This window comes from Aquabacter sp. L1I39, assembly GCF_017742835.1.
Taxonomy (GTDB): domain Bacteria; phylum Pseudomonadota; class Alphaproteobacteria; order Rhizobiales; family Xanthobacteraceae; genus L1I39.
Window position 1 is genome coordinate 3,600,387 of sequence record NZ_CP072392.1, and the last position, 22,539, is coordinate 3,622,925.

At 67.2% G+C, this 22,539-nt stretch carries 17 protein-coding genes and 2 tRNA genes; 16 read left to right on the forward strand and 3 right to left on the reverse strand.

Annotation, left to right across the window (positions count from 1 at the left end; genetic code table 11):
- Window positions 1-40: 40 nt before the first annotated feature.
- The 8 genes from J5J86_RS16275 to J5J86_RS16310 all read left to right on the forward strand — a co-directional run bounded on the left by J5J86_RS16275 (window position 41) and on the right by J5J86_RS16310 (window position 12,384).
- On the forward strand, window positions 41-1,018 hold the full coding sequence (locus J5J86_RS16275) for a tripartite tricarboxylate transporter substrate-binding protein (RefSeq protein ID WP_209099799.1): 978 nt from the start codon (window positions 41-43) through the stop codon (window positions 1,016-1,018).
- A gap of 288 nt (window positions 1,019-1,306) precedes the next feature.
- The gene (locus J5J86_RS16280; RefSeq protein WP_209099801.1) at window positions 1,307-1,768 is read left to right on the forward strand and encodes a tripartite tricarboxylate transporter TctB family protein; all 462 of its coding nucleotides are present in this window, start codon (window positions 1,307-1,309) and stop codon (window positions 1,766-1,768) included.
- Between the two features lie 11 nt (window positions 1,769-1,779).
- The gene (locus tag J5J86_RS16285; RefSeq protein ID WP_209099803.1) at window positions 1,780-3,279 is read left to right on the forward strand and encodes a tripartite tricarboxylate transporter permease; all 1,500 of its coding nucleotides are present in this window, start codon (window positions 1,780-1,782) and stop codon (window positions 3,277-3,279) included.
- 178 nt (window positions 3,280-3,457) lie between these two features.
- A tRNA-Lys gene (locus J5J86_RS16290) sits at window positions 3,458-3,533 on the forward strand.
- Between the two features lie 511 nt (window positions 3,534-4,044).
- Window positions 4,045-5,097 carry a linear amide C-N hydrolase gene (locus J5J86_RS16295; RefSeq protein ID WP_209099805.1) on the forward strand — a complete coding sequence of 351 codons (1,053 nt, stop codon included), beginning with the start codon at window positions 4,045-4,047 and terminating at the stop codon, window positions 5,095-5,097.
- Between the two features lie 235 nt (window positions 5,098-5,332).
- Window positions 5,333-7,885, forward strand: coding sequence for an AsmA-like C-terminal region-containing protein (locus tag J5J86_RS16300; RefSeq protein WP_209099807.1), 2,553 nt, complete (start codon window positions 5,333-5,335; stop codon window positions 7,883-7,885).
- 223 nt (window positions 7,886-8,108) lie between these two features.
- Window positions 8,109-9,263, forward strand: a complete 1,155-nt coding sequence (locus tag J5J86_RS16305; protein ID WP_209099809.1) for an efflux RND transporter periplasmic adaptor subunit — start codon at window positions 8,109-8,111, stop codon at window positions 9,261-9,263.
- Window positions 9,264-9,267: 4 nt separating this feature from the next.
- On the forward strand, window positions 9,268-12,384 hold the full coding sequence (locus J5J86_RS16310) for an efflux RND transporter permease subunit (protein WP_209099810.1): 3,117 nt from the start codon (window positions 9,268-9,270) through the stop codon (window positions 12,382-12,384).
- Window positions 12,385-12,423: 39 nt separating this feature from the next.
- On the opposite strand, the gene J5J86_RS16315 is transcribed toward J5J86_RS16310, so the two are convergent.
- Window positions 12,424-13,419 carry a helix-turn-helix transcriptional regulator gene (locus J5J86_RS16315; RefSeq protein ID WP_209099812.1) on the reverse strand — a complete coding sequence of 332 codons (996 nt, stop codon included), beginning with the start codon at window positions 13,417-13,419 and terminating at the stop codon, window positions 12,424-12,426.
- 163 nt (window positions 13,420-13,582) lie between these two features.
- On the opposite strand from J5J86_RS16315, the gene edd reads away from it, so the two are divergent.
- Window positions 13,583-15,418 (forward strand): phosphogluconate dehydratase, encoded by a 1,836-nt coding sequence (edd, locus tag J5J86_RS16320; protein WP_209099814.1) that lies wholly within the window; start codon window positions 13,583-13,585, stop codon window positions 15,416-15,418.
- Between the two features lie 253 nt (window positions 15,419-15,671).
- Here edd and J5J86_RS16325 read toward each other — a convergent pair whose 3' ends face one another.
- A complete protein-coding gene (locus J5J86_RS16325) occupies window positions 15,672-15,938 on the reverse strand; it encodes a Nif11-like leader peptide family RiPP precursor (protein WP_209099821.1) in 267 nt (88 codons plus the stop codon).
- A gap of 49 nt (window positions 15,939-15,987) precedes the next feature.
- The gene (locus J5J86_RS16330) at window positions 15,988-16,293 is read right to left on the reverse strand and encodes a Nif11-like leader peptide family RiPP precursor (RefSeq protein ID WP_209099829.1); all 306 of its coding nucleotides are present in this window, start codon (window positions 16,291-16,293) and stop codon (window positions 15,988-15,990) included.
- 288 nt (window positions 16,294-16,581) lie between these two features.
- Here J5J86_RS16330 and J5J86_RS16335 point away from each other — a divergent pair, with 288 nt between their 5' ends.
- The 7 genes from J5J86_RS16335 (at window position 16,582) to J5J86_RS16365 (ending at window position 22,428) form a co-directional block, all read left to right on the forward strand.
- The gene (locus J5J86_RS16335) at window positions 16,582-17,589 is read left to right on the forward strand and encodes an MBL fold metallo-hydrolase (RefSeq protein WP_209099831.1); all 1,008 of its coding nucleotides are present in this window, start codon (window positions 16,582-16,584) and stop codon (window positions 17,587-17,589) included.
- Between the two features lie 256 nt (window positions 17,590-17,845).
- Window positions 17,846-18,772: a sulfite exporter TauE/SafE family protein gene (locus tag J5J86_RS16340; RefSeq protein WP_209099833.1), complete on the forward strand. Its 927-nt coding sequence runs from the start codon at window positions 17,846-17,848 to the stop codon at window positions 18,770-18,772.
- The gene (locus J5J86_RS16345) at window positions 18,772-19,542 is read left to right on the forward strand and encodes a TIGR02186 family protein (protein WP_209099835.1); all 771 of its coding nucleotides are present in this window, start codon (window positions 18,772-18,774) and stop codon (window positions 19,540-19,542) included. Before J5J86_RS16340 ends, J5J86_RS16345 begins: the two co-directional genes overlap by 1 nt.
- Before the next feature lie 601 nt (window positions 19,543-20,143).
- On the forward strand, window positions 20,144-20,929 hold the full coding sequence (locus tag J5J86_RS16350) for an enoyl-CoA hydratase-related protein (protein ID WP_209099837.1): 786 nt from the start codon (window positions 20,144-20,146) through the stop codon (window positions 20,927-20,929).
- Between the two features lie 97 nt (window positions 20,930-21,026).
- A tRNA-Gln gene (locus J5J86_RS16355) sits at window positions 21,027-21,101 on the forward strand.
- 33 nt (window positions 21,102-21,134) lie between these two features.
- Window positions 21,135-22,067: a 2-hydroxyacid dehydrogenase gene (locus J5J86_RS16360; protein WP_209099839.1), complete on the forward strand. Its 933-nt coding sequence runs from the start codon at window positions 21,135-21,137 to the stop codon at window positions 22,065-22,067.
- Between the two features lie 82 nt (window positions 22,068-22,149).
- Complete coding sequence (locus tag J5J86_RS16365; RefSeq protein ID WP_209099841.1) at window positions 22,150-22,428, forward strand: hypothetical protein; 279 nt, start codon at window positions 22,150-22,152, stop codon at window positions 22,426-22,428.
- Window positions 22,429-22,539 lie beyond the last annotated feature (111 nt).

Below are 22,539 nucleotides of genomic sequence, written 5' to 3' on the forward strand. Positions count from 1 at the left end.
AACGCAGAATGGCCTCGCAGAGGGTTCAAGGAGGTTCACGATGAAGCTGAAGCTCGCAGCACTGGCTGTCGCCACGGTGTTCGGCCTTTCGGTGGCTGGCGCCAAGGCGGACACCTATCCCAACCGCGCCGTGACGGTGGTTGTCCCCTTCGCTGCCGGCGGCCCGACCGACACGGTGGCGCGCCTCGTGGCCGAGTCCATGTCGAAATCCCTCGGCCAGCAGGTGATCGTGGAGAATGTGGGCGGCGCCGGCGGCACCCGTGGTGCCGGCCAGGTGGCCAAGGCGGCCCCCGATGGCTACACGCTCCTCATCCACCATATCGGCATGGCGACGGCCCCGAGCCTCTATCGCAAGCTGCCCTTCAACGTGCTGACCGACTTCGAGGATGCCGGCCTCATCACCGCCGTTCCCATGACGGTGATCGGCAAGCCCAATCTTGAGCCGAAGACCGTCGTCGAGCTGATCGACTTCGTGCGCAAGAACAAGGAGAAGGTCACCTACGGCAATGCCGGCGTTGGCTCCGCCTCCCATCTGTGCGGCATGCTGTTCATGTCCAAGGTGGGCGCCCAGATGACCACCGTTCCCTACCAGGGCACGGGTCCCGCCATGAACGACCTCATTGGCGGCCAGATCGACGTGATGTGCGACCAGACCACCAACACCACCGGCCAGATCAAGGCCGGCAAGGTGAAGGCCTATGCCGTCACCACCAAGGACCGCGTGAAGTCGATGCCGGACCTGCCGACCCTTCAGGAGAGCGGCCTCAAGGACTTCGAAGTGGCCATCTGGCACGGCCTCTATGCCCCCAAGGGCACCCCCAAGGAGGTGGTGGACAAGCTGAACGCGGCGCTCAACGTCGCGCTCGACGATCCCAAGGTGATTGCCCGATTCGCTGACCTCGGCACCGAGCCGGAGCCCAAGGATCGCCGCAGCCCCGCCTTCCATAAGGAGTTCCTGGCGGCGGAAGTGGCCAAGTGGAAGCCCGTTATTGACGCCGCCGGCGTCTATGCCGACTGAAGTCGCCAGCCGGCGCATCCGTGTCTCGGATGCGCCGGCTTTGTCGCGCGCCGACATGTCTTGCGTGTAGCGGGATCCGGTTTCGCGTTTTCGTCGCCCTGGCCTAGTTTTATTCCGTAACGGCATCCCTTTGGGCACGTCATTATTGGCTGTCTCTCCGGAAGTTTCATTCGACTTTCGGAGCATAGACACTATTTTCGTGCGCCAAGGTGCATGTGCCGCTGCGAATGCCGCAGCGTTTCGCGACCACGGCCACGAAGAGCTATCTACACGGCGGGAGGAGCATTGATGAGTTTTATCCGCAGTCCTAAGGACGTGCTGGCAGGTTTGCTATTTCTAGCATTTGCCGGCATTTTTGCTTGGCAGACTGGCGATCTGCCCATGGGAACCTCGGTCCGCATGGGGCCGGGCTATTTCCCCCTCGTCCTTTCTGGCCTGATGGGCATGCTGGGCCTCATCGTCCTGGTGAATGGCTTGCGGTTCAAGGGTGAGGCGCCGTCCAACGTCGCCTGGCGCGGCCTCATTATCCTGACTGTCTCCACCCTCTTCTTCGGCTTCGCCATGCGTCCGCTGGGCTTCCTGCCCACGCTGGCCATCACCGTCTTCCTGTGCGCCACGGCGAGCCAGAAGTTCCATATCGTGACTGCCCTCATCATCACCGCCGTGATGACCGTGTTCTGCTGGGGCGTCTTCATCGTGGGCCTTGGCCTGCCGCTGCAATTGCTCGGGCCCTGGCTCGGCGGATACTGAGGAGGGCGCCCGTGGAACTCTTTCAAAACCTCGAGCTCGGCTTCTCGGTCGCGCTCTCGTTCCAGAACCTGCTTTACTGCTTCATCGGCGTTCTGCTGGGCACGCTGATCGGCGTGCTGCCGGGCCTTGGCCCGCTGGCCACCATCGCCATGCTGCTGCCCATCACCTTCGGCCTGCCGCCGGTCTCGGCGCTGATCATGCTCGCCGGCATCTATTATGGCGCGCAATATGGCGGATCGACCACCGCCATCCTGATCAACCTGCCCGGTGAATCCTCATCGGTGGTGACAGCGCTGGACGGCTACCAGATGGCCCGCCAGGGCCGTGCCGGAGCGGCGCTTGCCACCGCGGCTCTGGGCTCCTTCTTCGCGGGCTCGGTGGCCACCTTGCTCCTGGCCCTGTTCGCCCCGCCGCTGGCGGATCTCGCCTTGAAGTTCGGTCCGCCCGAATACTTCTCCCTGATGGTGCTCGGCCTCGTCGCCTCGGTGACGCTCGCCTCCGGCTCCATCGTCAAGGCCTTGGCCATGATCGTGCTGGGCCTGCTGCTCGGCCTCTCCGGCCAGGACATCTATACCGGCACGCCGCGCTTCACCTTCGATGTTCCCGATCTCGCTGACGGCTTCGACTTCGTGGCGCTGGCCATGGGCATGTTCGGCATCGGCGAAATCATCCGCAACCTTGAGGATGAGCATCAGCGCAGCCTGGTCGCCGCCAAGGTCAAAGGCCTGATGCTGACCTGGAGCGAGTTCAAGCAGATCATCCCTCCGGTCCTGCGCGGCACAGCGCTTGGCTCCGTGCTCGGCATCCTGCCGGGCGGTGGCGCCATGCTGTCCTCCTTCGCCTCCTATTCCATCGAGAAGAAGCTGTCCAAGAACTCGCGCATGTTCGGCAAGGGCGCGATCGAGGGCGTGGCGGGGCCGGAATCGGCCAACAATGCCGGCGCGCAGACCTCGTTCATCCCCATGCTGACGCTGGGCATTCCCTCCAACCCGGTGATGGCGCTCATGATCGGCGCCCTCATCATCCAGGGAATCACGCCCGGCCCGAACGTGGTGACCGACAAGCCTGACCTCTTCTGGGGCGTTATCGCGTCCATGTGGATCGGCAATTTCATGCTGATCCTGCTGAACCTGCCCCTGATCGGGATCTGGGTGCGCCTGCTGACGGTGCCCTACCACATCCTGTTCCCGGCGATCATGGCCTTCTGCTGCATCGGCGTGTACTCGGTGAACAACAACACGTTCGACGTGTACACCATGGCCATGTTCGGCGTGCTCGGCTACGTGCTGGTCAAGCTGGAATGCGAGCCGGCGCCGCTGCTGCTCGGCTTCGTCATCGGGCCGATGCTGGAGGAATATCTGCGCCGCGCCATGCTGATCTCCCGTGGCGATCCCATGGTCTTCCTCACCCGGCCCATCTCGGCGGTGCTCCTGATCGCCGCGGTGGCGGCCCTCGTGGTGGTGCTGCTGCCCTCGGTCAGCAAGACCCGCGAGGAAGCCTTCAAGGAGTGAGTCTCCTTTTGGACGGCTCGCCTGTCCCGCGCGTCCTTCTCGCGGGGCAGGGGCTTCAAGTTTTCCACAGCGCCATGCGGCCCCCCACAAGGGGCCGCATTTTTTTATGGCGGAGCGCTGGACACCATGGGGGGTGTTTGCTACACGACGGCTCCCGACGCGGTCACGGCCAGTCGGCGGGCGCATAGCTCAGTTGGTAGAGCAGCTGACTCTTAATCAGCGGGTCCTAGGTTCGAGCCCTAGTGCGCCCACCAAAAATCCCCAAAGATTTCGGTGGTTTAAGACGGTGAAGACGAGTGCCTCCGGGCACGCCGTAGCCGTTTATCTCTTCTTCCCAGACCGGGCATAATCGCCGCCATCCCTCACTGGGAGATGTCAGGCTGTGCGGAGACATGCGCGCGCGCCGGCAACGGGGGATGTTTCCCCCGGCTGCGCGGGCGGTCGTGTGGACACGCACCGACGTCCCGGATCCCCGCGCCATCGAAGCCCCGCCGATCCCCATAGGTCTTTGGCGAAAGCCCATAAGCCGCGCGCCTGGAGAGCGTGCGAGGCGAGCGTTAGCTTGGGCATGGGTTGGGGCGCCGGTTGAACCGGCATGCCTGTGTCCTTCGTGTGCGTGGCCATCCTGTGTGGGCAGGGCGGACGCCTGCGGCTAAGCTTCGCGTTACCCCCAAGCGCATTTCAGCGTAGGGTTGTGGCCGAGCCATCCGCACGAAGGTGGGCCGGGCCGATGCGCATCCCCCACGGATCACGAGGGACAGCATTATGCGCAAGAGGACTTACATGACCGGCCTCGGCCTCGCCGCAGCCGTCTCGGCCATTCTGGCCGGCGGGCCCATCGCCTCCGCTTGCAGCCTCATCCTCTGGAACACCAATGACAAGGCCGTGGTGGCCGCACGCACCATGGATCTTTATATCGATGACCAGCCGCGCCTCGTCTTTCTGCCCCGCGGCATCGCTCGGCGGGGTGTGTCCGAGCGCAATGCGGTCGAGTGGACGTCCAAATATGCCAGCACGGTCATGACCGCGCTCGATGCCGCCACCAGCGACGGCATGAACGAGGCAGGAGTCAGCGTCCATCTCCTTTATCTGCACGGCAGTGAGCACGAGCCGGACGATGCACGCCCGGGCCTTTCGAATGCGCTCTGGGGTCAGTATGTGCTCGACAACTTCGCCACCGTCTCGGATGCGCTGGCGGCGCTCGAGAAGTTGCGGATCGTCTCGGTGAAGGTGCATGGGCGCGAATGGCCGCTGCACCTGTCCATCGAGGATGCCACCGGCGACAGCGCCGTCATCGAGTTCGTGGGCGGAAAGGTGGTGGTCCATCACGGCAAGGACGTCACCGTGATGACCAATGAGCCGCCGCTGGACGAGCAGATGGCCAACCTGAAGCGCTACAAGCTGTTCGGCGGCGAGCTGTCCATGCCCGGCGACATCGATCCCATGAGCCGCTTCGTGCGCGCCTCGTCCTATCTGAAGACGCTGCCGCCGCCCGCCGACACGACCGAGGCCATCGGCCATCTGGCCGGGGTGGTCCGCAATGTGGCCGTGCCGTTCGGGGCGCACGATACGTCTGGAGGCGAGTCCATGGATACCTGGCCGACCCGCTGGGCTTCCGTCTCCGACCACACCCACAAAGTCTATTATGTGATGCCGGTGAACAGCCCCAACGTGCTCTGGGTCGACTTTTCCAAGCTGAAGCTGGACGGGAAGGACATTCTCGCCGTCACGCCCACCGAGCCGGGGCTGAGCGGGGATGTCTCGGCCAGCCTGAAGCCGTTTGGCACCACCGCAAAGGCGTTTCCGCCGAACCACTGAGGCGTACGGAACCGGCCGGTCCGTAACCCCTGCGCTTCCATGGGTCATGGCTCCACGGAAGCGCTCAATCTCATTGCTCTGACGCATTTCCGTCCTGCTCGGAAATGCTCTGGCCGGTCCGCAGTGGGGCGGCGCGCAGCGGGGGCGGTGCGCGGTGCGGGATGCGGCGTCGCCTTCGGTCGGGCGCTCGGCCGGTGGCGGCGCCGTGTCCGGCCCGGGATGAGAAGGGGGAGGCATGGCACGGGTGCGGATGCGCTGGGTCATTGGCGGCGTCGTGGGGCTCTGCCTCGCTGCCGTCCTGCTGTTCCTCGGTCTTGTGGCCGCCGCCCTCCTGCCGCAGGCCGATGGGCTGCGCCGCGCCGTGACCGAGCGGGCTTTGACCAGGCTTTGGGGCGAGCCGGTGACCGTCAGCGGGGCGGTCACCCTGGAGATTTGGCCACGCCCCGTCCTCTCCGTCTCGGGCGTCGAATCCCGGGGGTCCGATGGCGCCGCCGCCCGCGTGGCCCAGGTGGTGGTGGGCTTGCCCGACTATGGCGACCTGTTCGCCGGCCGGCTCTTCTATCGTCTGGCGGTGGATGAGGCGCGGCTCGATGTGCCCATGGATGGCGGGGAGGATGCCACCTCCGGCTCGCTTCTGGAATCGCCCATCCATGTGCTCTCCTTGCTGCCGCATCTTGAGATCCGCCACACGCTCATTCGCCTGTTCGATGCCAAGGGCTGGACGTTCGAACTGAAGGTCGAGGACCTCAGCAGCCGCCTTGAGGGCACGCGCACGGCGCTGGTCGCCGATGCCGCCCTGAACGGGACGCCGGTCCGCTTGGCCTTTTCCTTTGACTTGGAGGCCCAGCCCGATGAGGGCTTGCGGCCCTATGGCGCCCAGATCCTTTTTTCCGTTCCCGGAGCAGGCGACCCCTTTTCCTGCCGGCTCGATGTGCGCGCGCCCACCGCCCGGTTCGACCATGGCCTTGCCATGGAATTGGCCGCCGATGCGGGCAGCCTGGCGCAGGTGCTGGTGCTTGCGGGCCTTGCCCCGTCAGTGGAGGGCACCGGCACGCTGCGCGCCCGCCTGGATGCGGAACCGGACAGGCTGGCGGTCCGCGACCTGCGGCTCACCTTGAAGCTGGCTGATGGCGAGCAGGTGCAGGTGCAGGGCGCCGTGGGCGACCTGCCGACCCTTCAAGGCGTGGATGTGAAGGCGGTGGCCACGCTCGACGCCTCGGCTGCGTCCGCCGTGTCCTTGCGCGACATCGCGGTCACCCGGCTGTCCGGCGCCTTCCGCAGCGGGCCCGACGGCCTGATGCTGGAAGACACGCTCATCGAGACCAATGCCTTCGACCAGAGTTTCCGGGAAATCGGCCCCCTCTTTGTGCATGCGGTGGAGCGGGACAGTGCCGGGCGGGTGGCCTTCAAGGGCATTTCCATCCAGGCCGGACCGCTGGCGCATCCGGTGATCCGGCTCACGGGCGATGTGCGCGACGTGCTGCGCTTCGAGGGCGTGAACCTTGCCGGATCCGTGGACCTGCCGGTGGCGAGCCTGCTGGCCTTGCCGCCAGCGGATGGGGCGCGGCTCGGCCGGCTGGTGGGGCGCATGGCGCTATCGGAAGCGGGATCTGGCCTCAGTCTCGATGCCTTCTCGGCCCGAATCGAGGGCAGCGACCTCCTGCGGGCAAGTGTCGATCTTTCGTTGCATGACCTCGCCGCGTCCGATTCCGCCCTGGGGGGGCGCATGGAGACCCGGCTCGACATTCCCAATTACGCCGCCTTCGCGGCCGTCTTCGGCGTTCAGGTGGCGTTTCAGGGACCCCTGCGATTCGAGGGGAGCGTCAGCGGCACCGAGGACGTCCTGGCGCTGGAGGGGCGCACCGACATCGGCCGCACGCAGATTGTGGGTGCCTTCACCAGCCGCGCCAAGCCCGACGGCCGTCTTCTTGTGGCCGGCACCGTCACCGCACCGCAGCTCTTCGTGGACGAACTGGCGAGCCTCGCCCGCGCCCAGCCGCAGGGCGCCCGCCGGCCGGTGGCGCTGGCCGGGGCCAAGCCGCCGGACGGGGGAAGCCAGATTGACCTCATGGCCACCACCGATGCGGACATCACCCTTTCGGCCGATCGCCTGGAAGGGAGCGGGGCTGGCGCCAAGGGCCTCCAGGCGCGCATGGTGCTCAATGCGGGGGCGCTGCGGGTGGACCCCTTGCGCATCAATTTTGTGGGGGGCGCCGTTTCGGCCGTGCTGGCGAGCGAGGGCGCCCATGTCCTGCGCCTGAAGGGCGCGGGTGAGGGCTTTCCGATGGCCGCGCTGATGGGGCCGGACGCCGCCATCAAGATCAGCGGCACGCTGCGCCTCGCCTTCGACCTGACCGCGCGCACGGATGGCGACGACCCGCTGGCGACGCTGGGTGGCACCTTGACCGCGCGGGTGGGGCGCGGGCGCATCGGCACTGGCCTGCTGGACCTTGCCGGCATGGGAATTGTGGGCGGGTTGTTCACCTCGTCCGTCTATCGCGGCGACAGCGAGCTGCGCTGCGCCAAGGTCCCGCTGGTGTTCGAGAAGGGCGTGGCGCGCACCAATCCCATGCTGGTGGTCATCACCGAGAACATCCAGGCGCTGGGCCGTGGCACCATCGACCTGCCGCGCAACCGCATCGACCTGCTTGTGGTGCCGCGTCCGTTGAATTCCCTGTTCGGCGAAACCGGCCACAGCTTCACGGTGAAGGGCGCACTGGCCGCCCCCTCCATCGCGCTCGCCTCGGGCGGTGCCGACCTGAAGGGGCGCGTGGGATGCGACAACTGAGCCGGCCCCTGTTGAAGGTCAGCTTTCGCCCGGTGCGCCGAACATTTCCGGGCGCGTCATCTCCCCGTGTCATGTATCCGACATATGGGGCCATAGTGGAAGTGGGGGGCTTGCCCCAGCGCGCCACCTGGATTCACGCCCGTTCTCTTGCTTTGGCGCGGTCCTTATGCTCCCCTCCCATCGCAAAGCCGACGCTCCAATCTTGCGCTATCCGGATAAAGTCATGCCCCGTCTGATCCGCCTCGCCTGTGGCTACGGCCTTCCGCTCGCCCTCGCCCTGCTGGTGGCGGGGTGCAAGGACACCAAGGAGGGCGCAGGCGCCCCCGCCCAGGACGTGGCGCCCGTGGTGATGGTGGTGCCCGCGCAGATGCGCCCGGTGAGCGAGGGGTCGGAATTTGTCGGCCGGGTGGAGGCCATGGAGCGGGTGGATATAAGGGCCCGCATCACCGGCTTCCTCACCGAAAAGGTGTTCACCGAGGGGCAGAAGGTGGCCGCCGGCGATGTGCTCTTCCGCATCGAGCCGGAACCGTTCGAGGCCCAGGTGGCGGCGCGCCAGGCTCAGCTGGAGGGCGCCCAGGCGACCCTCAACAATGCCGATCTCCAGGTGGCGCGTGGACAGGAGCTGTTCCGCACCAACAACCTGCCCCGCGCCACCCTCGACCAGCGCATCGCCGACCAGCAGCTCGCCGCCGCGCAGGTCTCCGCCGCCAAGGCCGCGCTCGATCAGGCCAATATCCAGCTGGGCTATACCCGCATCACCACCCCCATTGCCGGGCGGGTGGGCCGCTCGGCGGTCAATGTGGGCAATGTGGTGAGCCCGGACAGCGGCATCCTCACCACGGTGGTGAAGGACGACGTGGTGAAGGTGCTCTTCCCCGTGTCCCAGCGCCTGCTGATCGACATGAAGCGCGACGCCGCCAAGAATGGCGCCCGCCCCCTCCAGATCCGGCTGCGCCTGCCGGACGGCTCGCTTTATGACCAGCCGGGCCGCCTCTCCTTCATCAATGTGACGGCGGACGCATCCACCGATTCCACCCTGGTCCAGGCCGAGGTGCCCAATCCCGATGGCCTGCTCACCGCCGGCCAGGTGGTGGGCGTGCGCGTGGAGGAGGAGAAGGGCAAGGATGTGCTGGTGATCCCCCAGTCCGCCCTGCAGCTCGACCAGGCCGGCACCTTCGTGCTGGTGGTGGGTGCCGACAACAAGGTGGCCCAGACCTTCGTGAAGGTGGGCTCCACGCGCGGCGGGCAGGCGGTGATCACCGAGGGCCTCGCCCCCGGCGCCCTTGTCATCACCGAGGGCGCGCAGCGGGTGCGGCCGGGGCTGCCGGTCACGCCCAAGCCGGCGCCGACCCCCCTCGACGGTCCGGTCAAGGGCTGACGCCATGATCTCCAAGATCTTCGTCGACCGCCCCCGCCTGGCGATGGTCATCGCCATCGTCATGGTCATTGCGGGCCTTGTCTCGCTCACGCGCATTCCGGTGGCGCAGTTTCCTGACATTGTGCCGCCGCAGGTGCAGGTCACCGCGCGCTTCCCCGGCGCTTCCGCCGAGGTGGTGGAAGCCACCGTCGCCCAGCCCATTGAGGGCCAGGTGAACGGCGTGGACAACATGATCTACATGAAGTCCACCAGCGGCGACGACGGGTCCTACACGCTCAACGTCTCGTTCAAGGTCGGCACCGATCCCGACCAGAACGCCACCAATGTGAACAATCGCGTCCAGCTCGCCATCGCCATGCTGCCGGAAGAGGTCCAGCGACAGGGCCTGAGCGTGCGCAAGCAATCCTCGGCGCTGCTCCAGGTGGTGGGGCTGTGGTCCGACAAGGCGGAGCATGACACGCTCTTTTTGTCCAACTACGCCACCATCAACATTCTCGACATCCTCCGGCGCATTCCCGGTGTCGGACAGGCCAATCTGTTCGGGCCGCAGGACTATGCCATGCGCATCTGGTTCCGCACCGACCGGCTGGCGGCGCTCGACCTGACGCCCCAGGACGTGGTGGCGGCCATCCAGAGCCAGAACCGCATCGCCCCGCTCGGGCGCATCGGCGCCCAGCCGGCCAGCACCGACACCTCCTACCAGTTGAACATCCGCACCACCGGCCGCCTCTCCACGCCCGAGGAGTTTTCCAACATCGCCGTGCGCGCGAATCCCGACGGCTCGGTGCTGCGGGTGGGCGATGTGGCGCGGATCGAGCTTGGCGCCTTCAACGAGGATGTGGAGACGCGCCTCAATGGCCGCTCGGCGCAGCTCATCGCGCTCTACCTCTCCCCCGGCGCCAATGCGCTGGGCGTGGCGGAGGAGGTGAACCACGCCATGGCGGACCTTGCCCGGCGTTTTCCGGCGGGCATGAAGCAGGCCATCACCTATGACACCACCAGCTTCGTGGAGGCCACCATCGAGGTGGTGGAACACACGCTGGTGGAAGCCTTTGTGCTGGTCATCATCGTGGTGTTCATCTTCCTCGGCTCGCTGCGCGCCACTTTGATCCCGCTGCTGGCGGTGCCGGTAAGCCTGGTGGCCACCTTCGCGGTCATGCTGGCCATGGGCTATTCGGCCAATACCGTGTCACTGCTGGCCATGGTGCTGGCCATCGGCATCGTGGTGGACGACGCCATCGTGGTGGTGGAGGCGGTGGAGGCCCAGATGGAGGCCGACCACCATCTCACGCCCGCGCAGGCCACCAAGAAGGCGATGGAGGGCATCACTGCGCCCATCATCGCCATCACGCTCGTGCTCCTGTCTGTGTTCGTGCCGCTGGCCTTCATTCCCGGCATTTCCGGCGAGCTGTTCCGGCAGTTCGCGGTGGTCATCAGCGTGTCCATGCTGTTCTCGGCGCTGAACGCGCTGACGCTCTCGCCGGCTCTGTGCGCGCTGCTGCTGAAGCCGCACCAGGGCGAGCGCAAGGGCGTGATGGCCTGGGTCAGCCGCCGCATCGACGGCGTGCGCGACGGCTATGCGGCCGTCGTCGCCCGGCTCGTGCGGGTGGCGGTGCTCTCGCTGGTGCTGATCGGGGCGGCGGGCGCGGGCATCTATGTGCTGGGCGGCAGCACCCCCTCCGGCTTCCTGCCCCAGGAAGACCAAGGCGCCTTCTTCATTGAGGCCAAGCTCCCCGATGCCGCATCCCTCAACCGCACCCGCGAGATCGTGGCGCGGGTGGAAGACGTGGTCTCCAAGCTGCCGGGCGTGCAGGACGTGTCGGTGGTTTCAGGCTATTCCATGCTGTCGGGGCTCGCGGAATCCAACAGCGCCTTCTTCATCGTGACGCTGAAGCCCTTCAAGGACCGCACGCTCGGCGTCAACGACCTCATCGCCCGCGTGGCGCGGGAGACGGCGGAGGTGCCGGCCCTCGTCATTCCCTTCAACCTGCCGCCCATTATCGGCCTCGGCACCGGCGGCGGGTTCGAGTACCAGCTGCAGAATCTGGAGGGCCGTCCCGCGGCCGAGATGGGCGAGGTGATGCGGGCCCTCGTCTTCGCCGCCAACCAGAACCCCGCCTTGAGCGAGGTCTATTCCACCTTCCGCGCGCAGACGCCCTCGGTGTTCCTGAACATCGACCGCGACAAGGCGGAAGTGCTGGGCCTGTCGGTCAGCGACATCTTCGCCGGCCTCCAGGCTGCGCTCGGCAGCGCCTATGTGAACGACTTCAACATGTTCGGCCGCACCTGGAAGGTGGCCCTCCAGGCCGATGCCCTCGATCGCGCCAGCATCGACGACATCTACCGCGTCCAGCTGCGCAATCGCGATGGCAAGATGGTGCCCGTGCAGGCGGTGGCCGAGGCGGAGATCGCGTTCGCGCCCTCGGCCGTCATCCGCTTCAACAATGTGCGCAGTCTCACCGTGAACGGCGCGCCGGCGCCGGGCTTCAGCTCGTCCCAGGCGCTGGCCGCCATGGAGGCGGTGAGCGACAAGACCTTGCCCAATGGCTACAGCTATGCCTGGACCGGCACCGCCTATCAGGAAAAGGCGGCCAGCGGCCAGATGGGCGCCATCCTCGCTTTGGCGGTGCTGTTCGCCTTCCTGTTCCTGGTGGGGCTCTATGAGAGCTGGGTCATCCCCGTTCCGGTGATGCTGTCGGTTGCGGTGGCGCTGGTGGGCGGCATCGCGGCGGTGGGGCCGGCGGGCCTGTCCATCGACCTTTATGCCCAGATCGGCATCGTCGTGCTGATCGCGCTGGCGGCCAAGAACGGCATCCTCATCGTCGAATTCGCCAAGGCCCGGCGGGAGGAGGGGGTGCCGATCCAGGAGGCGGCCGTCCAGGCAGCGCGCCTGCGGTTCCGCGCGGTGATGATGACGTCCTTCGCTTTCATCCTCGGCCTGCTGCCGCTGGTGATCGCCGTCGGCGCCTCGGAGATCAGCCGGCGCTCGGTCTCGACGCCGGTCTTCTTCGGGATGATCGCGGCCTCCACCGTGGGCATCCTGGTGATCCCCATGCTCTATGTGGTGTTCCAGTCCGCCCGCGAATGGGTGAAGACCAAAGGCGGCAAGCCGGCGGCCTGAGGGGCGCCCCGGGCGCCCCTGCCAGAGCTTGGCGCGCCCTCAGCCCGCCGGGTCGGCGGGCTCCGGCGCGCCGGTGGGCGGGTGGCCGAAGCGGCGGGTGAAGGCGAGGGAGAAATTGCTGGCATGGGCATAGCCCAGCCGGTGCGCCACCTGTTTGACGCTCAAGTCGCCCCTGCCGAGCCATTGGTGGGCGAGATCGAGTCGCCAGCGCACCAGGCATTGCAGCGGCGAGGCGCCGAACACCTCCCGGAACACCTCGTTCAGCCGCCGCTGGGAGAGCCCCACCTGGGCGGCCACCTCCTCGATGCGGGGCGGATGGGCGGGGTCGGCCATCAGGATGTCCCGCGCCGCCAGCGCCAGCCGCCGCGCCCGCCCGCTGGGCGCGGGCACCGCGTCCTCGCAGAAGGCGGACATGTATTCCGCCAGCATCTCGAACGCCTTGCCCTCCAGATAGAGGGTCTCCATCACGCCCCGATAGGGGTTGCTGGCGATCTGCTCGGCAATGGTGCGCATGGCCGCGGTGGGCGCGGCGGAGGCGATGAAAGGGTCGAAGGTGCCATCCAGGAACGCGGCGATGGTGCGGTTCGGCCGCTGGCCCTGGAGCATCTCGCTGAGCCGCTCGGGCGTCACCGCCATGCCGGACGTCACGTGGTGGCCCGGCCCGTAATGGAAGGTGCTGGACGGGTCGCGCAGCATGGCGAAATGGCTGCTGGTGGGCAGGATGGCGCCCTCCAGGCCGCCATCATGGACATAGAGGTTGCGCCCTGAAAAATTCAGCGCCAGCCAGAGATAGGGCTCCCCGGAGAGCACCTCATAGGTCAGGTCCACCGGCGCGCGCACGCGCGCCTCGAAAGTGTAGACCTCCAGCCCGGGCCGCAGGGAGAATTGCGGATAGCTCACCTGTGCCACGCTGTCCGGCAGAAGGCGCTCATGGGGTGGCAGGTCCAGGCTGTCGAACCCGTTGGGCAGCATCCACCGGCTGTCGGACGCAATGCCCATCGCCGCCGCGCCCGCGACCTCGGATGTCTCTTCCATGCCCGCCCCCGGGTTCAGGATGAGCTTGACCTTAACATAAGGCTCCGCCGGCCGTGTGACCATTCGCTGTGCAGCAAGGCCGCGCGGACACGGTCCCGCTGCCATTGGGCCGCCACGCAGCGCGGCCTATAGTAGTTCCAGAAAAGCGCAGGTGGAGGCGATCATGGACGGCAGCAGCAGCATCCAGGCCCGGGTGGGCGAAGTGACCGAGCGGATCGCCCGCCGGAGCGCCGCCGGACGCGAACGTTATCTCGACCGGATCGCGGCGGCCGCGCGCAACACCCCGGCGCGTCGGGGCCTTGGCTGCGCCAACCAGGCCCACGGCTTTGCCGCCTGCGGCCCCCATGACAAGGCGGAATTGCGGGCAGGGGAGGGGCCGAATCTGGCCATCGTCACCGCCTATAACGACATGCTCTCCGCTCACGAGCCCTATGAGCGCTTCCCCGCCCTCATCCGCAATGCCGCGCGGGAGGCGGGGGGCACCGCCCAGGTGGCGGGGGGCGTGCCGGCCATGTGCGACGGCATCACCCAGGGCGAGGCTGGCATGGAACTGTCCCTCTTCTCCCGCGACGTGATCGCCCTTTCCACCGCGGTCGCGCTCTCCCACCAGACCTTCGACGCGGCGGTGTATCTCGGCATCTGCGACAAGATCGTGCCCGGCCTCGTCATCGGCGCGCTCTCCTTCGGCCATTTGCCGGCGGTGTTCCTGCCGAGCGGCCCCATGACGTCGGGCCTGCCCAATGACGAGAAATCCAAGATCCGCCAGCTGTTCGCGGAAGGGCGCATCGGCCGGGACGAACTCCTGGAGGCCGAGGCGCGCTCCTATCATGGGCCGGGCACCTGCACCTTCTACGGCACCGCCAACACCAACCAGATGATGATGGAGATCATGGGCCTGCATTTGCCCGGCGCCTCCTTCGTCACCCCCAACACGCCGCTGCGCGACGCGCTCACCCGCGAGGGCGTGCACCGGGCGCTCGCCCATACCGCGCTGGGCAACCAATACAAGCCCATCGGGCGGATGCTGAACGAGAAGGCCTTCGTGAATGCGGTGGTGGGCCTTCACGCCACCGGTGGCTCCACCAATCACACGCTGCATCTGGTGGCCATGGCGGCGGCGGCGGGGCTCACCCTCACCTGGGATGACTTCTCGGACCTTGCCGAAGTGGTGCCCCTGCTCACCCGCATCTATCCCAACGGCAAGGCGGACGTGAACCATTTCCATGCCGCCGGCGGGATGGGCTTCGTGATCCGCGAACTGCTCTCGCAGGGGCTCCTGCACGCGGACGTGGAGACCGTCTGGGGCACGGGCCTTGATGGCTATGCGGTGGAACCGGGCCTGGATGCGGATGCCCAGCTCACCTGGCGCCCGGCGGCGGAGGCCTCGGGCGATGCGGCGGTGCTGCGGCCGGTGGCCGAGCCGTTCCAGCCCACGGGAGGCCTGCGGGTGCTCACCGGCAATCTCGGCCGGGCGGTGGCGAAGACCTCGGCGGTGGCGCCCGAACGCCATGTGATCGAGGCGCCCGCCCGCGTCTTCCATTCCCAGGAGGCGTTCCAACAGGCCTTCAAGGCCGGCAGCCTGACGGGGGATTTCGTGGCGGTGATCCGCTTCCAGGGGCCGAGCGCCAATGGCATGCCCGAATTGCACAAGCTGATGCCGCCCTTGGGCGTGCTCCAGGACCGGGGGCAGAAGGTGGCCCTCGTCACCGACGGGCGGCTCTCAGGCGCTTCCGGCAAGGTGCTCTCCGCCATCCATGTGACGCCCGAGGCCGTCCATGGCGGCGCCATCGCCAAGATCGGGGATGGCGACCTGGTGCGGGTGGATGGGGTTGCTGGCACGCTGTCCGTGCTGGTGGAGGAAGCCGAGCTCGCCCGCCGGCTGCCGGCGCAGGTGGACCTTTCCGCCTCTCACGAGGGCGTCGGCCGCGACCTCTTCGGCGCCTTCCGGGGCGCGGTGGGCGCTGCCGATCATGGCGCGTCCATCTTCCGGGCGGCCTGAGCGCCGGAGCGGACGGCACAAGCGCGCCGATCTCAGCGCATTTCCAACATCAGCGGGGACCGGTTCGCGGAAGGGAAATGCGCTGAAACGAGCAGAGAACGTTTCAGGGTCTCCTGTCGAAGCTCTGACATGCTCTCGCCAAACATCTGCACCAGAGGGCGGACGTCTCACCGCCCTTCGGGCCCGTCGCATCCCAGGGTGGTCGCCGCTTTGCTTGACGGGTTATCTCAACCTTCGAGACGATACGCCGCATTCACTTCGTGATCCTCATGGCGCTGCGCCACCGCTCCAGGATCATGAAGGGATTTCCACCGCCGCTCACCCCTTCCAGCTCCGCCTCGCTCAGCAGGCCGGCCTGCGGCAGGTCCTCGGGGGAAAGGGTGAAGCCGGCCGCCTGTGCCGCCGCCAGAAACATTTCCGGCGTCAGGGGCTCGTGCTCGGGCAGCGCGTCTTGAAAGCGCGACGCCACATCCGGATCGGTCTCAATGGCGGCCAGTAGCGCCGCAAGTTTCTCGTTCACTGCCGTTCACTCCTTTTCAGGTTCGATCTCATCACCGGCCGGAGGCGCATCAGCCGAAGAGCTTGTTCCAGACCTTGCGCCAGGTCTTGGCCTGCCACGCGAGGGTCGGGATTGCTTCGGTCCGCAGGTCGCGTGGGCGCACGCCGCCCGAGAGCTCTTCCAGCGCCCGCTCGTCCAGCGCCGCCGTGCCGAAGGGAAGGTCCTCCCGCGACAAGGCAAAGCCGGCGGCATGTGCAGCTTTCACAAACATGTCCGCTGTGAGCGGCGCATTCTCCGGCAGAGCAGCCCGCACCCGGGACAGAACCTCCGGATCGGTCTCGACAGCGTCCAGAAAGGCCGAGAGCTTGTGGCTCATGCTGGGTCTCCACCCATTTGCAGGGCATGCACAGTCTTATCCGTGCGGCCCGGCCGACCGCAATGAAAGGCTTGGTAACACAAGCACTTTCGCCCCACACAGCCACCGCCGCGGGCCATGTTCGCGCGGAGGGGATGAGGGGGCTCGACCCCCATCCATGCCCTGCGGGAATGCATGAGGGCAGTGCTCTGCGCCGCCGCGCCATTGCATCGCGCAGCGATCGGTGGAAGCTGGAGCGCGGACCGCGCCGGCGGCATTCAGAACCGGCCGGCGGGTGAGGGAGGATGCATGTCGGCACATCAGGGAGCGCCCGCCACGGGGGGCATCACGCAGATCGCTCCTGGCCTTCTGCGGGTCACCGTGCCGCTGCCTTTCCCGCCCAGCGAGGTGAATGCCTGGCTGCTCGCCGACGAGGGCGGCTGGACGCTGGTGGATTCCGGCGTCGATGATGCCGCCACCCGCGCCCTCTTCACCGCCGTCCTTGCCCATCCCTTGCTGGGCGGCCTGCCGGTGAAGCGGCTGCTCGTCACCCATTTCCATCCGGATCATCTGGGCCTGTGCGGCTGGCTCCATGCCCGCACCGGCGCGCCCGTGCACATGGCGCGCACCGAATGGCTCCAGGCCCGCACGCTGCTCGCCGAGCCGGCGCAGATGGTCATTCCCCATATTGTCGACCATGGCCGCTGGTGCGCGGCCCCGGACGCCTATCTGGAGATGGTGGAGCGGCGGGGGCTGATCTTCAACCGCTGGGTCACGGCGCTTCCCCACTCCTATGTGCGCCTCAAGGAGGGCGACGAACTGGACCTTGCCGGCACCCGCTGGCGGGTGCTGATCGGCGAAGGTCACGCGCCGGAAATGGTCTGCCTGTTCAGCGCCGAGCGGAACATCCTCATCGCCGCCGACCAGATTCTGGGCCGCATCACCCCCTTCATCGGGGTCTGGGCGGGAGAGCCTGAGGCGGATCCCCTGGGTCTGTTCCTGTCCTCGCTCGCCCGCTTCGAGCCGCTGCCGCGCGAGACGCTGGTGCTGCCCTCCCATGGCGAGCCTTTCTTCGGCCTGCATGCGCGCATCGCCGAGCTGAAGGCCCATCACGAGGAGCGCCTCGCCAAGCTGATGGACTTTTGCGCCGCCCCCCGCTCCGTGATGGAGGCGGCCACCATCCTCTTCCGCAAATTGCCCACCGAGCAGGTCGGCTTCGGCATCGGTGAGGCCCTGGCCCATCTGCGTCATCTGGTGGTGCGGGGGCAGTTGCAGGTGGTGCAGGGGGCGCCCGTGGGGCTTTTCCAGCGGGTGTGAGCTTTCGGCAGGCGCGGACGGCGCACCCGGAGGCGGACCTTGGGCGTGCCGCTGGGTGCTTAGTATCTTTTTTGGATAGAAATTGTTGAACAATGATGCCCGGCAGGTCTTGCGGCGAAATTTGCGCTTAGCCGATCGAATTACATAGGTTTTCGCTTTAGGAATTGCCTGCTCGACCGTCCTTTTTGCTTTTAAATCCAGGAGGGTGCCTCTATAGGACGGTCACGTCCTGCCTGCCCCATCGGACATTCCCCGCGTGACCATCTATCTGCCGATCGCCGAAATGCCGGCGGCCATCTTCACCATATTCGCCATGGGATTGGCGGTCGGGTTCATCTCCGGAATGTTCGGCGTGGGCGGCGGCTTCCTCATGACGCCTTTGCTCATCTTCGCCGGCGTGCCCGCCGCCGTGTCGGTGGCGAGCGTGTCCGCCCACATGGCGGCCTCCTCCTTTTCCGGCGCCCTGTCCTATCTGCGCAAGGGCCTGATCGACCTGCCTCTGGCCGGCGTGCTGCTGGCGGGAGGCTTTACGGGGACAGGCCTCGGGGTGGGCGCCTTCACGCTGCTGCGCGCTTATGGGCAGATCGATTTCGCCATTCGGGTGTCCTATGTGCTGCTGCTGTCGGGCATCGGCACCATGATGCTGGTGGAAAGCGTGCGCGCCATCGTGCGCAGCCGTGGCGGCCGGGCGGCCACCGTACGCCGGCCGGGCACCCATGGCTGGTTTCTGCGTCTGCCCTGGAAGATGCGCTTCCGCCGCTCGCGCATCTATGTCTCGGTGCTGCCGGTGATCGCGCTGGGGCTCGGCATCGGCTTTCTCGGCGCTGTGCTGGGCGTGGGGGGTGGCTTCCTGCTGGTGCCCGGCCTCATCTATCTGCTGCGCGTGCCCACCCAAACCTCGGTCGGCACGTCCCTCGTGCTGACACTGGCCACCATGACGGCGGCCACCATCCTCCAGGCCACCTTTAACGGCACCGTGGATGCCATCCTCGCCTTGATCCTGGTGATTGGCGGGACGGTTGGCGCGCAGTTCGGCGCCCGCGCGGGGCAGACGCTGAAGGCGGAACATCTGCGCCTGCTGCTGGCGCTGCTGGTGTTGGCGGTGGGCCTTCGGGTGGGGGTGGACCTGGTGCGCCCGCCGGTCGATCCCTATGCGGTCACCATCCAGGAGGGCCGGCTGTGATGCGCATTCTGCAGGCGCTCGTCCTCGCGCTGGTGCTGTTCGCCGGATCGGGCGGGTTCGCCTGCGCCCAGCGGCTTATCCTGTCCGTGTCACAGCCGGAAGTGCTCATCACGTCCAATTTCGCGGGCGCCGACCTCGTCCTGTTCGGCGTGGTCGAAGGCGTGCCCGATGCGGACCATCGGTATGATTACGCCGTCACCGTGCGCGGCCCGCAGGAGAGTTTCATCACCTGGCGCAAATCGCGGGTGGCGGGCATCTATATCAATACGGACAGCCGCACCTTTGTGGACGCCCCCGCCGTTCTGGCGGTGGCCACCAATCGGCCGGCGGTGCAGATCGCCCCGGCGGAGGTGCTGCGGCGCGAGCAGGTGGGCCTGTCGCGCAACATCTTCGTCCAGCGGGTCGGTCCCGATTTTGCCGACGTGGTTGCGGACGATCCGTTCCGCCTCGCCTTCCTGCGCATCAAGCAGGCGGATGGGCTCTATAGCGAGGAGCCGAACGGCGTCCTGCTGCTGTCGCCTCAGGTGTTCCGCACCAGCTTCCGCATTCCCGCCTCGGCGCCCGTGGGGACCTATGAGGTGGAGGTCAAGCTGTTCGGCCAGGGGCAGCTTTTGGCCAGCGCCAAGACCTCGGTGGTGGTGCGCAAGTCCGGCTTCGGCCAGCAGATCGCGGCGCTGGCGGAAGATCACGGCTTCCTCTACGGCCTGTGCGTGGCCTGTGGGGCGCTCGCCATCGGTTTTGGCGCGAACTTCGTCTTCCGCAAGGACTGAGCGGTGCCGGCCTCTGCTCTCACCGTCTTGCACGCAAGTGCGCGTCCCATCTGCCTCCCGGCGGCGTGTACCTTCAGCGTCGCACTGTAATATCTGTGCAACCAGCGGATGAATTTCTTCCGATATGGGCAGGCTTTTTTGACAGTGTTTCCAGTCCGGAAGCATCTCTTCTGGAGATGTGAATTTGTCCCTTGCGATGAGATGCCTTTGAGGACAATGAATGCACCAGCGGAAACGCCGCAGCCTCGCAAGGACGCGGCTTCGGATGCGAGTTCCTCGGCATTCGACTTCCAGGTGCCAAGCCCTGACCGGCATCTGGTGGGGCGGGACGGTGTGTTGAATAAGCATGCCGTCCCGTGCCTCGCGCTCTTCTTCTCCTTTGCGCAACTTCCCCTCTTCAACCTGCCATGGTTCGCAGGTTAGATGCGGGAGAGCCGGATCCGAACACCTTGGTTCGCCCTGCGGGACGAGGTGATCCGCCGATCCGTCTCTTGGAGCGGACAGAGGGCGTTTTCCGGCTGGGAGACCTCCGAGCCGGGCGCGCTCTGGCCACAGATGGGACCGCGCGGGGATGCGGGCCGAAGGATCGAGGGGAGGGCATATGGCCGCCGGAGACGTTTCCATCAGCGTGGAGGGGGGCATCGCCCGCCTGGTCCTTACCAATCCCGAGCGGCGGAATGCCATTTCCAGCGCCATGTGGCGCGCACTTTCCGCCTTTGCGGCGGAAGCGGTGGGGCGCAGCGACATCCGCGTGGCGCTGCTGCGGGGGGAGGGCACGCTGGCCTTTTCCGGCGGTGCCGACATTTCCGACTTCTCCGCCGCCCGCTCGGATGCGTCCGGCGCGCAGAGCTATGACGAACTGGTGGAAAGCGCCTGCGCCGCCATCGAGGCCATTCCTTTCCCCGTGGTGGCGCTGGTGCATGGCGCCTGCGTGGGGGCGGGCGCGGCGCTCGCCGCCAGCTGCGACCTGAGAATCGCCGCCGACAACGGCTTCTTCGCCATTCCCGCCGCCCGCCTTGGCCTTGGCTATGATCCGCGCGGCGTCGCCCGGCTGGTGCGCGCCTATGGCGCGCAGACGGTGCGCCAGCTCTTCTATGGCGCCGAGCGGCTCGATGCCCGCCGCGCCTTTGAGCTCGGCGCCCTCGACCATATGGCGGCCCCGGACGAGGTGGATGCCCTCGCCGACCGGGTCGTCTCCCGCATCGCCGAGAATGCGCCGCTCACCTTGCGGGCCGCCAAGCTCTCCATCCGCGCCGCGACCGGCGCAGGCGGGCAGGCGGCGGCGGAGGCGCGGCGCCTGACGATCCTCGCCAATGGCAGCGCAGACTACCGGGAAGGCCGCCTCGCCTTCGCCGAGAAGCGCGCGCCCCGCTTCACCGGCGCCTGAGGTCCGGTCCGGGCCTTGCCAGTGGATCATCACCGCCATGGCGGTGATCCCCGTTGCGTTTTGACCGCGGGTGTGGATATGGTCCGCGCCCGCGCATTGGGGCGTAGCCAAGTGGTAAGGCAGGGGATTTTGATTCCCCCATTCCCAGGTTCGAATCCTGGCGCCCCAGCCACGCCCCTTCCTTCAAATCCCCGGGCAGAGACCGATGCGCGAAGCTCTCGTCTTCCATAGCGAACTGGATGCCGCCGCTCCCTGGGTGGAGGCGCTCAACGCCGAGCTGCCCGACCTGGATCTGCGAGTCTCGCCGGACGTGGGCGACCCCGAGGCCGTGCGCTATGCGCTGGTGTGGAAGCCGCCGCACGGCTTCTTCGCGCCGTTCACGAACCTCAAGCTGGTGGTCAATCTGGGCGCCGGCGTCGACGCGCTGGTGGCCCGGGACGATTTGCCGCCCGTGCCCATCACCCGCATTTCCGATCCCGACATGTCGCGCATGATGGCCTCTTTCGTGCTGATGGCGGTGCTGCGCCATGCGCGGGACATCCCGCTGTTCGAGAAGGCGCAGCGGGAGGGGCGGTGGCACTATGTGCAGCCCCGCCCGGCGGACGAGATTTCCGTGGGCGTGCTGGGCCTCGGCGAACTGGGCGGAACGGCGGCGGCCGAGATCGCCCGCCAGGGCTTCCGCGTCTCGGGCTGGTCGCGCACCCCCAAGGAGATCCCAGGCGTTGCCTGCGTTAGCGGGATGGAGGCGCTGCCGGCCTTTCTTCGCGCGAGCGAGATCCTGGTGGTGATGCTGCCGCTCACCCCTGCGACCCGGCACATCCTGAATGCCGAGACCCTCGCTTTGCTGCCGCGGGGCGCCAAGCTCATCAATGTGGCGCGGGGCGCCATCATCGACGAGCCGGCCCTTGTGGCGGCCCTGCGTTCGGGCGCGCTGGGCGGGGCGACGCTGGACGTGTTCGAGACCGAACCCTTGCCGGCCCAAAGCCCGCTCTGGGGCATGGAGAATGTGCTGATCACGCCGCACCTGGCCTCCACCGCCATCCCGAAATCGGCGGCGGCGCAGATCGCGGCCAATATCCGCCGCATCCAGGCGGGGGAAAGCGTGGCCAATCCGGTGGATCCCCAGCGGGGCTATTGAGCGCGCGGATATTGAGAGCCGGCGCCACAAGTCCGCCAAACCTTGCGTGCACCTTACGCAGGTGCATGTGAGAATGAGAGAGATGAATAGCTTCCTGACCACCTTGCGCGCCGCCGGACTGATCGTGGCGGGCGGCGTCGCTGCGGCGATCCTCTTCGCCCTCCTCGGCTCCCTCCTTGTGGCTGCCGGGATCGTGCTGGCCGTGGCCGTCGTGGCGGGCGGCCTGCATTTCCTGATCTTCGGGCGCGGCAAGATGAAGGTCCATGTGGAACGCTACCAGGCCTCGCCCGGGGGCTACGAGATGATCGACATCACCCCACCCCGCCCGCCGCGCCGCCCGCGCAACGGCGAGGCCGCCTGACCCCGTTTCCGCGAGTGGGGCACCCCGTTCGCGGCGTGCCCTTTATGCCTTTGACAAAAAGGGCGGATTCACCGGGCCGGCGGGATGGCATGGCGATCCCGCGGGCTCGGA